The organism is Streptomyces sp. NPDC058685 (assembly GCF_042714725.1).
Taxonomy (GTDB): Bacteria; Actinomycetota; Actinomycetes; order Streptomycetales; family Streptomycetaceae; genus Streptomyces.
The window spans coordinates 36225-48272 of the sequence record NZ_JBHXSL010000054.1 but is presented as its reverse complement, the minus strand read 5'-3'; the positions used below and the strand labels follow the sequence as shown (position 1 = coordinate 48272).

The window sequence follows — 12048 nt, the reverse complement described above, 5'->3', positions numbered from 1 at the left end:
GCCTGCCGCAGCAGGCCGCCCCAGGCGGTTCACGGCGTCCGGACGCCTGCCCGGGCGCGCTGGCCCATCACGAACTTGACCGGCAGCAGCACGGCCCAACTCCACATCGCCGCGCGCGGGGAGGCGAAGGCAATGCCCACCGAGGCCCCGAAGACGACGATCGAGGTGATGAGGTCGGCGGCCATGGCACGGCCCACACGGTCGCCGATGGGCTCGTGCTGAAGCCGCGAACGCTTCCACACGATGACGAACAGCGCGAGATGCAGCAGATCGGTGACGGCGATGGTGCCCGCGTACAGCGCCACGGAGACGGTACGGGCCGGATACTCCGCCAGCAGGGCCGTGGGAAAGGGCAGCAGCGCGATGGCCCCGAGACCGCACAGCGACACCCGCAGAACCGCGTCGTCGACATGGCGCACCCACAGAAAGATCCTCCGGTGGTCCATCCAGAACGCCGCCAGGATGGTGAAGCTCAGGCCGTACGCCGCCACCTTGGGCCACAGGTCGCGCAACGATTCCTGGAACCGGCGTACGTCGAGATCGTCCGGCACGGCGACATCGAGCACCAGCAAGGTCATCGCGATGGCGAAGATGCCGTCGGACAGGGCCAGCAGCCGGCCCGGGTCCCCCGCCAGGCCCGCTGTCTCAGGTTCGTCGATCCGCGCCACGCGGCCACGCTACGGACGTCGCGCCGCCGTTCCCGGTCACCGCTCCGTGCGCTCCCCCGATCGCTCTACGGACCAGTGCGATCGAGCAGCCGGCAACCCGGGACGGGGAGTCGCCGACGGGTAGAGGTCACAGCATCGGACCGACGAGGGAGCGTTCACGTGGACATCGAGGCACTGCGCCAGGACACCCCCGGATGCGCGAACCGAGTGCACCTCAACAACGCCGGAGCCGGGCTGCTGTCGCGGCGGACGCTGCACACGATGACGGCGCACCTGGAACTGGAGGCGTCCATCGGTGGCTACGAGGCCGCGAAGCAGGAACGGAGCCGGATCGACGCCACGTACGGGCACATCGCGGAACTGATCGGCGGACGGCCCGACGAGGTGGCCCTCTTCGACAACTCCACCCACGCCTGGAACGCCGCCTTCTACTCGCTCCCCTTCCAGCCGGGCGACCGTATTCTCACCGGCCGCGCCGAGTACGGCAGCAACGTCCTGGCCTACCTCCAGACCGCCCGGCGCACCGGCGTCGAGATCGTCGTCGTCCCGGACGACGCGTCAGGGCAGACCGACACCACGGCCCTCGCAGACCTGATCGACGAGCGCACCCGGCTGATCGGCATCAGCCATGTCCCCACCAGCGGCGGACTGGTCAACCCGGCTCAGGAGATCGGACGGATCGCCCGTGCGGCCGGGGTGCCGTTCCTCCTTGATGCGACCCAGTCCATCGGGCAGTTCCCCGTGGACGTCGAGAGCCTCGGCTGCGACATGGTCACCGCGACCGGCCGCAAGTTCCTGCGGGGACCGCGCGGCACCGGGTTCCTCTGGGTCAGGACGGAGATGCTCGAACACCTCGACCCGTTCGTCAACGACATCGAGGCCGCCACCTGGGACGGCGGCAACGGCTTCATCTGGCACCAGGGCGCGCGTCGCTTCGCCTCCTGGGAGATGAGCTACGCCAATGTCCTGGGCCTGGACGCCGCCGTGGTCCAGGCCCTCGAACTGGGCATGGCGCACATCGGCCGCCGGAGCATCGCGCTGGGCGCGCGGCTGCGCGACCGGCTCGACGCGCTGCCCGGCGTCACGACGTACGACCTCGGCCGCGAACGCTGCGCCATCGTGACCGCGAAGGTCGACGGACTGGACACCCATGACCTCGCGGCACTCCTCGCGCGCCACCAGATCAATGTGTCGACCACCGTCGCCGAGCACACCCAGTTCGACACGCTGAACAGGGGAGTTCACCCGCTGGTGCGGCTGTCGCCGCACTACTACAACACCGAGGCCGAACTGGACCGGACCGTCGAGGTGATCGCGGAGGCCGCGCGCGGAGCCTGAACGGGCCGCGGCCCGTCTCCGGCCGCGCACGTGATGTCCGGGCGAGGCCCGACCCCATGTGGGGCCTCCCCCGGCACATCGACGCCCTACGGCAGTGCCGCTCCGCGGGCCGTGATCCACAGGTCGTACCACTCCTCGTGGCTGAGCCGCGGCTCCCCGGTGGCGGCATCCCGGCAGGCCCGGATGCGTTCGGGGCGGGCGGTGCCGATGACCGGTGCGATGCCGGCGGGGTGTCGTTGCAGCCACCACAGCAGGATCGTTTCGGGGCTCGTGTCCTTCTCCTTGGCCAACGCCTCGACGAGCCGCGCGGTCGCCTGCTCGTCCGGTGTCTCCTGACGGCCGGTGTAACGCCCCTGGGCGAGGGCGCCCCACGCCTGGACCTGCACTTCGTTGGCACGGCAGTACTCGAGCGTCCCCAGGGGGAAGCCGACAGCCGCCGCCTGCGGGGTGTTCACCACGACGCCCGCCTCGACCCAGTCCCGCCGCTGAAGGCTCATCTCCAGCTGGTTGGCGACCAGCGGCAGCTCCAGCGCCCCCTGGAGATGGGCGATCTGTGCGGCGCTCATGTTCGAGACGCCGAAACGCCGCACGAGCCCCTGCCGGTGCAGTGACGTCAGTGCCTCGGCGACGTCGTCGGGATCCGCCAGCGGGTCCGGCCGGTGCAGGAGCAGGACATCGAGGACGTCCGTATGCAGCCGGGCGAGGCTCTCCTCCACGCGCTCCACGATGGTGGTGCCGCGCAGATCGTAGATCCCCGGGTGGTCCCCGTCCGCGAGGCGGATACCGCACTTGGTCTGCACGACGATGCGGTCCCGCAGGTCCGGCGCGCGGCCGAGGATCTCGCCGAACACCGCTTCGGCCTTGCCGTTCCGGTAGATGTCGGCGTGGTCGAACGTGTTGATGCCACAGTCGAGGGCCGCCTCCACGGCAGCTTCCGCGACCGCGATGTCCTTCGATGTGTAGGGCTCGTGGTCCCAGCTGCCGCCGAGCCCCATGCATCCGTAGAGGAGCCGGCCGGTCTGTGTCTGTTCCGCCATCGTCGTCACGGCGCCACCCTACGACCGGACACTGGTGAGGGACCACGCCGAATTCATCCGTTGCGCGTCCTGACCTGGGCACGGCCGGGGGCGCTGCCGGGCGTCGCACCGGCAGCGGGGCTGCCCCTCTCGCCGTGTGACCGGCAGAAGCACCCCTTCCGGATGCGCGGCGGTCTTACCGGGCGTCGTCATGAGCGCCGTGCGCGGAGCGGCACCTGGAGCTCCACCACCGACCCACGGTTCTCCGCTCATACGGGTGGACCGACGGAAAGGACGTAGTCCATGGAGCTCGATCCCGGCCTCTGCCTGGACGTGCCGGAAGGCGACGACCCGTCAGGCGGGTGGCGGCGCGCGACAGCAGAGCCGGACGGCCGGCTGCGAGTCAGTTCGTCCGCCGGCGAACCTGCCTGACCTCGCGGTCGATGGCCCACGCGTCGGCGACCGGCCCGATGTGGCCGAGCTTGTCGGGATTGATCACCCCGCGGATGGTCTGAATCCGCCCCTCGAGCACGTCCAGAGCCAGGATGTGGAGCACCTTGCCGTCCCTGTCCCGGAAGACCGCCCCGGGCCGGCCGTTGATCCGGTGCGGCTCGAACGACACATCGAGCGGGACCAGCCGGAGGATGAACGTGGCGAGCAACCTGGCCACCTTCTCCGCGCCCGTGACGGCTCGGGCCAGTTGGGGGGCCTTGCCGCCGCCGTCCCCGACCAGTTGCACATCGGCGGCCAGCAGATCCTGCAGTCCCTCCACATCGCCGTCCTTCAGGGCATCGAAGAACCGCGTCGCCAGTTCCCGCTGTTCCTGCCCGTCCGCCGCGAACCGCGGCCGCCCGGCCTCCATGTGCCGCCGCGCCCGCACCAGTAGCTGTCGGCATGCCGCCTCCGAGCGTCCCACCGCCGCGGCGACATCGTCGAACCCGAAGGCGAACACTTCACGCAGCACGAACACCGCCCGCTCCAGCGGGCTCAGCCGCTCCAACAGCAGCAATGCGGCCATGGATACGGAGTCGGCCAGCTCCACCGCCCGCGCCGGATCCTCGTACGGGTCGTTGAGCAGCGGCTCGGGAAACCACGGGCCCACGTACTCCTCCCGCCGCACGCGCGCGGAGCGCAGCACGTCGATGGCGATCCGCGTGACCGCCGCCGAGACAAAGGCCTTGGTCGACGTGGGCCGGGTCGACGAGCCGTCGAACCGCAGCCATGTCTCCTGCACCGCGTCCTCGGCCTCACTCACACTGCCGAGAATCCGATAGGCGATCGAGAACAGCAGCGGCCGCAGCTCCTCGAACTCCTCGACCTTGCTCACGCCGGCCCCTCCCTCACGTCAGATGCTGATGGTCGTTCAGTGGAACTGTCCGGGCTCGTAGCTGCCGGCCGGCTGCTGGGTGATGATGTTCAGCCTGTTCACCGTGTTCATGAAGGACACAAGGATCACCAGGGCGGTGAGCTGCTCCTCGTCGTAGTGCTTCGCGGCGTGGGCCCAGACCTCGTCGCTGACTCCACCGGCCCCGTCCGCGACCCGGGTCCCCTGCTCGGCCAGCGCCAGCGCGGCACGCTCGGCCTCGGTGAAGACCGTGGCCTCCCGCCACGCCGCGACCAGGTTCAGCCGCACCGCGGTCTCACCGGCCGCGGTGGCGTCCTTGGTGTGCATGTCGACGCAGACGGCGCAGCCGTTGATCTGACTCACGCGAAGGGCGACCAGCTCCTGCGTCGCGGCAGGCACCGGCCCCTCCTTGAGCGCCTTGCCCGCCGACATGACGTACTTGATGACCTTGCCGGCGGTCGGGCTGGCGAAGTAGTTCAGTCGCGCGTCCATGGTGGGCTCCTCTGCGGTCGTCAGTGGCTACACACCCGAGACGAGATGGCGCGACGCCGTGTGACACGACCGGGTGTGACCTGCGTCTCCCGTGGTCGGCGGCCGGTCGCCGCAGCGCTCAGCGACCGAAGAGGTGCCCGAGTACCAGGGGGTCGTTCTCCACTACGGGCGCTTCTTCGGCGCGGTCAGCAGCGGCGGGTCTGGTACGGCACAGGAGTGAGGCCCTGGTCGGGCGGTGTCGGGCACCGGCGAAGGGTGACCAGGAACGTCAGCACGATGCCGCCCGCGGCGGCGAAGAGCGCGGTTCTGATTCCTTCTGCGGTCGCGACATGGAGTTCCTCACCGGTGAGACCGCCCAGCCCTGCGGTCGCGACCAGGACCAGGATGGCGAGGCCGACGGCCGCGCCCGCTCCCGAGCCGGTGGACGCGATGCCGGAAGCGATGCCCTGTTGCCGGTCGGGGATGCCGGTGGCGGCGGCGATGAACATGCCGGTGAAGACCACTCCGTCGCCGATGCTCAGCGCCACGAGACCGGGGATGAGTTCGACGTAGCCACCGTCCGGTGAGATCGCGAGGCCGAGGCCGACCGCACCGAGCGCGCCGATGATGTGGGCCGCGGCCAGGGTGCGCCGGAGGCCGAACCGCGTCACGAGGTGGCCGGCGAATGTCGAACCGGCCACGACCACTGCGGTCGGGATGAGAAAGCCGGCGCCTGTCTGCAACGGGTCGTAGCCCAGGGTCTCCTGGAAGTAGATGGACAGGAAGTAGAGCACGGAGCCGAAGGTCGCCATGAACATGAAGGCGATGAACACACCGGTGATGAGGTTGCGGTTGGAGAGCAACTCGGTCGGCATCAGCGGGTCGTTGCTGCGCCGCTCGATGACGAAGAACGCTCCGAGCAGCAGGATGCCCGCCACGGCGCTCACCACAATGCCCGGCGAGAGCCACCCCAGCCCCGGACCCTGAACCAGGGCGAACACGATGAGTGTCACCCCGAAAGTGACGCTCAGCGCGCCCGGCAGGTCGAACCTCCGCCCCCTTTCCCGCTCTCCGTCCCGCGGGATGACGACGAAGGCGAGCAGCAGCGCGGGCCCGGCCAGGGCGACGTTGACGAAGAAGACCGCCTCCCAGCCGAACGCCTGCGTCAGAATGCCGCCGAGCAGCACCCCGATGACGAGCCCTGCCGCGCCCGACCCTCCCCAGATCCCCAACGCGCGGTTGCGGGAACGGCCTTCGGAGAACGTGGTGTTGATGAGCGCGAGGGTGGTGGGAAAGACGAGAGCCCCGCCGAGTCCCTGAATGGCGCGCGCGGCGAGGAGCATTCCCGGCCCGGTGGCGAGCCCGCCCACGAGGGCGGCCCCGGCATAGAGCGCGAGGCCGGTGGCGAGGACGCGCCGCCGTCCGAGCAGGTCGGCGGCACGTCCGCCGAACAGGAGGAAGCCGGCCGAGGCGACCGCGTAGGCGCTGATGACCGACTGCAGCGTCTGTGCGGAGTAGCCGAGGTCGCGGGCGATGTCGGGAAGTGCCACGACCACGATGTACTGGTCGAGCGAGACGATCAGCATGGCGAAGGACAGCAGCGCGAGCATGGCGGTCTCACGGTTGCGGCCAAGACCGCCGGGCGCAGATGACGTCTCTCTGGATGGCACGGCAGCACTCCTGACGATCGAAGTCATGTCTGCGCTCACGGCCTGCCGCGGGGTCCCGTCGTGTGCGGGGCGGGCGGCCTTGCCGAGGAGGACGGTTGCCAAGACCCTATACAGCGCGCCCTCACCAACCCTGTCAACGACCCACGCGCGTCACAGGACGCTCAGGTCGCCCTCCCCCGACGGGTGCGGGGTGTGCCACGGAACCCCCGGCCCTGTCTCACTGCCGGCGCGATCCGCCCGCTCCGACGCGTGCTTGTCCGTCGCCGCGGCACCGCACTACCGTGCCGATGTGGATCTCTTCTCACGCTCGTGGACGGCATTGCGCACGGCGGTCGCCGAACTCGCCGACGCGGACTTCGAGCAGCCGTCCGGCTGTGCCGGCTGGCTGGTACGGGACCTGGTGTGCCATCTGGTCATCGATGCTCAGGACGTCCTGATCACCCTCGCGACCCCCGCCGCCACGGAACCGACCCGCGACGCGGTGACCTACTGGGAGGTCGCCGACACGCAGCCGACGGGCGACGATCCGCTGGACGCACTCACGGTCCGGCTGGCCGCCGCGTACGAGGAACCCCGGCTGCTCCGGTTCCATCTCGACGACGTGGGCTCCGCCGCCGGCCGCGCCGCCGAACTCGTCGACCCCGCCCTCCGGGTCGGCACCCGCGACGAGGTTCTCACCGCGGGCGACTACCTCACCGCGTACGTCATGGAGTGGACGCTGCACCACCTGGACCTGGTGGCGCACCTCCCGAACGTGGCGGGACCACCCGCGGAAGGGCTCGCGCAGTCCCGCGAGATGCTGGAGAAGATCGCCGGGTCGCTCTTCCCCGCCTCCTTCTCCGACAAGGACGCGCTGCTGGTCGGCACCGGACGGCGCGCCCCGACCGACGTGGAGAAGGCCGAACTGGGCGGGTCGGCCGCGAAACTTCCGCTCGTCATCGGCTGATCCGCCGGCCGCTCCGCCGACTGAGCGGGACCAGGGGGCAGTCCCGTCATCCCCGTTCTGCGTCAACGGCCGGGCTCTCGCGCAGTCCTTTGGACCGCAACCGCTACCGCTACCCGATCAGCGTCTCCTTCGGGCGCACCACACAGAATTCGTTCCCCTCCGGATCGACCAGCACCGTCCACGACTCACTGCCGGTCTGTCCGACATCGGCCAGAGCGGCGCCGAGGGCGAGGATGCGCTCGATCTCGGCCTCCCGGTTCTCCGCCGAGGACGTCAGATCGAGGTGCAGGCGGTTCTTGACGACCTTGCGGTCCGTCACCGGCATGAAGCAGATCCCCACGGGCGCGGTCTCGTCCGGCCCGATGACGACTTCCCGCTCCCGCTCGGACAGGATCCGCCAGCGCAGCACGTCGGCCCAGAACCGTGCGAGGGCCGGCAGGTCGTGGGCGTCGATGACGATGTGATGCAGCGAGACAGGCATGTCGCCCAGTGTGCCCGGCCATCGCCCGGAGCAAGCCTCGGCAGGGCCCGGCCGGTCATCGACCGGGCCGACCTCGTCAGCGACTCTGACGCCGTCCGGCAGGGTGGGCCGAGGCCCTGTCCGGGACGTGGCGCACGTCGCGCTCACCGACTGTCTGTCCCCCACTGGTCTCACCCGTCAGCCGGAACCCGAGCCCGAGGTAGAAACCCTCGGGGCCGTCCGCGCCCGGATGCCACGTGGTGAACAGGCGGGTCCCGCCGCGACGACGGATCTCGGCGGCGACCGATTCGACCGCGAAGCGACCATAGCCCCGGCCCTGTTGACCAGCTGCGATGTTGAGCCGCCACAGCCCGGAGCGGATGTCCGTGCCGTCGTCGCTCCAGTCCAGGTCGAGGAAGGCCATGAGGAATCCCACGGGAACGTCACCGTCAACGATCAAGCGGGGCCACGCTGTTGGCCCGTAGACATACGCCTCGGCCAGAGATTTCACGACCGGCGCGACCAAGTGCTCCTGATCCGGACGGACCCGCAGCCCGATCGCGGCGTCGAAGTTGGCCGGGGTGATCTCCCGCAGCCCGAGTGTCGTCGTCACGCGGGAACCCTAAGCGGTGACAGCCGCCTCGCTTCCGCGCCGGCAGGGTCTGCTCCCGTGGGCCAGAAGGACGTGTACCCCTGCCGCTCCGGCAGCACGGCCACAACCTCGCCCGGCCCGTCGACTCCCGGCTTGCCCAACCCCATCGCCATACGCCCGAGCACACACCACCACACCGACCGACCGCATCCGATTTCCGGGGCGGCGCGTGTGGTGCATGGACCTCAGGAAGGCAGCAGATTGCCGAGGAGGTGCCCTAGGCGCAGGTCGGGCACAGTCCGCGGTAGGTGACCTCGACCTGGGACACCGTGAAGCCGAACCGTTCGTCCGCCGGGAGGTCGGCGAGCGGATTGCCCGTCGGGTGGACGTCGCGGACGGTGCCGCACTGCGAGCACACCAAGTGCTGGTGCGGGTGGTGCGCGTTGGGGTCGTAACGCTTGGCGCGGCCGTCCGTGGAGACCTCTATGACCTCACCGAGCAGGACCAGTTCGCCCAGGGCGTTGTAGACGGTCGCCCGGGAGATCTCGGGCAGCCGCTGCACGGCGAGGGCGTGCACCTCGTCAGCCGTGAGATGCACATGGTCGCCGGCGAGAACCTCCGCAACGACACGCCGCTGGGAGGTCATCCGCCAGCCACGCCCTCGTAGTCGCTCCAGCAGGTCACTCATATCGGTTCACCTATTCAGATGCGGCGGGATGCCCGAAGGCTACCCGGCGGACGCCAGGGTTCCGATTGAATACGAGCTTGGCGCACTTGTTGACCTGGACTCTGTCCATCGTAGGATCGGTTCCGGCAATAGCCAAGGGACAGGTAGGGACAGGACTGTTCCCGACTGTTCCCGCAGGACAGGAGAGAAGACGTGACGCGACCACCGCCGAGCCGTTGTGCCTGGTCGGCGCGCGGGTGACACCCGCCGCCCGCGTGGCGCTCCCCGAGACCGGCGCAACGGTGACCGTTCTCTCATCGAGACGGCCCCCTCCGATCCCTCCGGGACGAGCGATCACGTGAGCCGCGTCACACCCCCGGTCGGCGCGAGACCTTCCCCGTGCCCCTCGTGGCAGGACGCGCACCCCGGACCGGCCGGGTGCGTCGCACCGCCCCGCAGGCTCGGTTCGAGACCGCGCTTCGCGTCGTCGCCCGCAACGGCCGGGCGGCCCGCAGGACGGCCGGCCCGACCGCCGGCGAAGACCACGGCCTCGCCGCCCACGAGGCCCACCTGACCAACCGGGGCCCGTACCCCGACCGTTCCACCGACTGCAGTTCCTGAGCACAGCGATCCGCCCCCTCCGGAAGGATTTCCATGTCCGAGAACCACGACGCAATCGTCACCGACGCGAAGACGGAGGGCTCAGGCGGCGGCTGCCCGGTCGCGCATGATCGCGCCGCGCACCCCACCCAGGGCGGTGGAAACCGTCAGTGGTGGCCGGAGCGGCTCAACCTGAAGATCCTTGCCAAGGACCCGGTCGTCGCCAACCCGCTCGGTGCGGAGTTCGACTACGCCGAGGCGTTCCAGGCCCTCGACCTGGCGGCCGTGAAGCGTGACATCGCCGAGGTGCTCACCACCTCGCAGGACTGGTGGCCCGCCGACTTCGGCAACTACGGCCCGCTGATGATCCGTATGGCCTGGCACAGCGCCGGCACCTACCGCATCAGCGACGGCCGCGGCGGTGGCGGCCGTGGCCAGCAGCGTTTCGCCCCGCTGAACAGCTGGCCGGACAACGGCAACCTGGACAAGGCCCGCCGTCTGCTGTGGCCGGTGAAGAAGAAGTACGGCCAGTCCATCTCCTGGGCCGACCTCATGATCCTCACGGGCAACGTCGCGCTGGAGACGATGGGCTTCGAGACCTTCGGCTTCGCCGGCGGCCGCGCCGACGTCTGGGAGGCCGACGAGGACGTGTACTGGGGTCCCGAGACCACCTGGCTCGACGACCGTCGCTACACCGGCGACCGCGAGCTCGAGAACCCGCTCGGCGCCGTCCAGATGGGGCTCATCTACGTCAACCCGGAGGGCCCGAACGGCAACCCGGACCCGATCGCCGCGGCCCGCGACATCCGTGAGACGTTCCGCCGCATGGCGATGAACGACGAGGAGACCGTCGCCCTCATCGCCGGTGGTCACACCTTCGGCAAGACCCACGGCGCCGGCCCGGCCGACGCGGTCGGCAACGACCCCGAGGCCGCCTCCATGGAGGAGCAGGGCCTGGGCTGGAAGTCCACCTACGCCAGCGGCAAGGGCGGCGACGCCATCACCTCCGGTCTCGAGGTCACCTGGACCACCAGGCCCACCCAGTGGAGCAACGACTTCTTCGACATCCTCTTCGGCCACGAGTGGGAGCTGACCCAGTCCCCGGCCGGCGCCAACCAGTGGGTGGCCAAGGACGCCGAGGAGATCATTCCCGACGCGCACGACGCGTCGAAGAAGCGTCTGCCCACGATGCTCACCACCGACCTCTCGCTGCGCTTCGACCCGATCTACGAGCCGATCTCGCGCCGCTTCCACGAGAACCCGGCCGAGTTCGCGGACGCCTTCGCCCGTGCCTGGTACAAGCTGACCCACCGTGACCTGGGCCCGAAGTCCCTGTACCTCGGCCCGGAGGTCCCGGCGGAGACGATGCTGTGGCAGGACCCGCTGCCGCAGGCCGAGGGCGCGGCCATCGACGCCGCGGACGCCGCGGCGCTCAAGACCAAGCTCCTGGAGTCGGGCCTGACCGTCTCGCAGCTGGTCTCCACCGCGTGGGCGTCGGCCTCGACGTTCCGCGGCAGCGACAAGCGCGGCGGTGCCAACGGCGCCCGTATCCGTCTGCAGCCGCAGAACGGCTGGGAGGTCAACAACCCCGACCAGCTCGCGCAGGTCCTGCGCGTCCTGGAGGGCGTCCGGTCGGAGTTCAACTCCGGCGCCAAGAAGGTCTCCCTGGCCGACCTGATCGTCCTCGGCGGTGCCGCCGCGGTCGAGAAGGCCGCCAAGGACGCCGGCTTCGCGGTGCAGGTCCCCTTCACTCCGGGCCGTGTGGACGCGACCGAGGAGCACACGGACACCGAGTCGTTCGCCGCGCTGGAGCCGTCCTCCGACGGGTTCCGCAACTACGTCGGCAAGGGCAACCGCCTGCCGGCCGAGTACCTGCTGCTCGACCGGGCCAACCTGCTCACCCTGAGCGCGCCCCAGATGACCGCCCTCGTCGGTGGTCTGCGCGTCCTGGGCGCCAACCAGGGCCAGTCCTCGCACGGGGTGTTCACGGACACCCCGGGTGTGCTGACCAACGACTTCTTCGTCAACCTGCTCGACCTGGGCACGACGTGGAAGTCGACCTCCGCCGACCAGACGACCTTCGAGGGCCGTGACGCCTCGGGCGCCGTCAAGTGGACCGGCACCCGTGCCGACCTCGTCTTCGGCTCGAACTCCGAGCTGCGCGCGCTCGCGGAGGTCTACGCGAGCGACGACGCGAAGGAGAAGTTCGTGAACGACTTCGTCGCGGCGTGGGCCAAGGTCATGGACCTGGACCGGTTCGACCTCGTGTGATCAA

12 protein-coding genes are annotated in these 12048 nt (G+C 70.0%); 4 read left to right on the top strand and 8 right to left on the bottom strand.

The genetic code is table 11. The features are described from left to right. Positions 1–29: 29 nt before the first annotated feature. Positions 30–668: a TMEM175 family protein gene (locus tag ACFWU3_RS30595; protein WP_384444189.1), complete on the bottom strand. Its 639-nt coding sequence runs from the start codon at positions 666–668 to the stop codon at positions 30–32. A 159-nt stretch (positions 669–827) separates the two neighbouring features. Here ACFWU3_RS30595 and ACFWU3_RS30590 point away from each other — a divergent pair, with 159 nt between their 5' ends. Further along, positions 828–2006, top strand: coding sequence for an aminotransferase class V-fold PLP-dependent enzyme (locus tag ACFWU3_RS30590; protein ID WP_384444187.1), 1179 nt, complete (start codon positions 828–830; stop codon positions 2004–2006). Positions 2007–2092: 86 nt separating this feature from the next. Here the strand turns inward: ACFWU3_RS30590 and ACFWU3_RS30585 are convergent, their stop codons facing one another. The 4 genes from ACFWU3_RS30585 to ACFWU3_RS30570 all read right to left on the bottom strand — a co-directional run bounded on the left by ACFWU3_RS30585 (position 2093) and on the right by ACFWU3_RS30570 (position 6508). Continuing rightward, the gene (locus tag ACFWU3_RS30585; protein ID WP_384444193.1) at positions 2093–3043 is read right to left on the bottom strand and encodes an aldo/keto reductase family oxidoreductase; all 951 of its coding nucleotides are present in this window, start codon (positions 3041–3043) and stop codon (positions 2093–2095) included. Between the two features lie 382 nt (positions 3044–3425). Continuing rightward, positions 3426–4349 (bottom strand): RNA polymerase sigma-70 factor, encoded by a 924-nt coding sequence (locus ACFWU3_RS30580; protein ID WP_384444185.1) that lies wholly within the window; start codon positions 4347–4349, stop codon positions 3426–3428. 36 nt (positions 4350–4385) lie between these two features. Continuing rightward, positions 4386–4859, bottom strand: a complete 474-nt coding sequence (locus ACFWU3_RS30575; protein ID WP_384444183.1) for a carboxymuconolactone decarboxylase family protein — start codon at positions 4857–4859, stop codon at positions 4386–4388. 185 nt (positions 4860–5044) lie between these two features. After that, complete coding sequence (locus ACFWU3_RS30570) at positions 5045–6508, bottom strand: MFS transporter (protein ID WP_384444181.1); 1464 nt, start codon at positions 6506–6508, stop codon at positions 5045–5047. Positions 6509–6797: 289 nt separating this feature from the next. On the opposite strand from ACFWU3_RS30570, the gene ACFWU3_RS30565 reads away from it, so the two are divergent. Further along, on the top strand, positions 6798–7454 hold the full coding sequence (locus ACFWU3_RS30565) for a maleylpyruvate isomerase N-terminal domain-containing protein (RefSeq protein WP_384444179.1): 657 nt from the start codon (positions 6798–6800) through the stop codon (positions 7452–7454). 109 nt (positions 7455–7563) lie between these two features. Here ACFWU3_RS30565 and ACFWU3_RS30560 read toward each other — a convergent pair whose 3' ends face one another. The 3 genes from ACFWU3_RS30560 to ACFWU3_RS30550 all read right to left on the bottom strand — a co-directional run bounded on the left by ACFWU3_RS30560 (position 7564) and on the right by ACFWU3_RS30550 (position 9194). Beyond that, complete coding sequence (locus ACFWU3_RS30560; RefSeq protein ID WP_384444177.1) at positions 7564–7935, bottom strand: VOC family protein; 372 nt, start codon at positions 7933–7935, stop codon at positions 7564–7566. A gap of 76 nt (positions 7936–8011) precedes the next feature. Next, entirely contained in the window at positions 8012–8527 is a 516-nt protein-coding gene (locus ACFWU3_RS30555) for a GNAT family N-acetyltransferase (protein ID WP_384444175.1), read from the bottom strand. Positions 8528–8783: 256 nt separating this feature from the next. Beyond that, complete coding sequence (locus ACFWU3_RS30550; RefSeq protein WP_313942289.1) at positions 8784–9194, bottom strand: Fur family transcriptional regulator; 411 nt, start codon at positions 9192–9194, stop codon at positions 8784–8786. Between the two features lie 387 nt (positions 9195–9581). Here ACFWU3_RS30550 and ACFWU3_RS30545 point away from each other — a divergent pair, with 387 nt between their 5' ends. Then, a complete protein-coding gene (locus tag ACFWU3_RS30545; RefSeq protein ID WP_384444172.1) occupies positions 9582–9794 on the top strand; it encodes a hypothetical protein in 213 nt (70 codons plus the stop codon). 33 nt (positions 9795–9827) lie between these two features. After that, on the top strand, positions 9828–12044 hold the full coding sequence (gene katG / locus ACFWU3_RS30540) for a catalase/peroxidase HPI (RefSeq protein WP_384444170.1): 2217 nt from the start codon (positions 9828–9830) through the stop codon (positions 12042–12044). Positions 12045–12048: the final 4 nt, after the last annotated feature.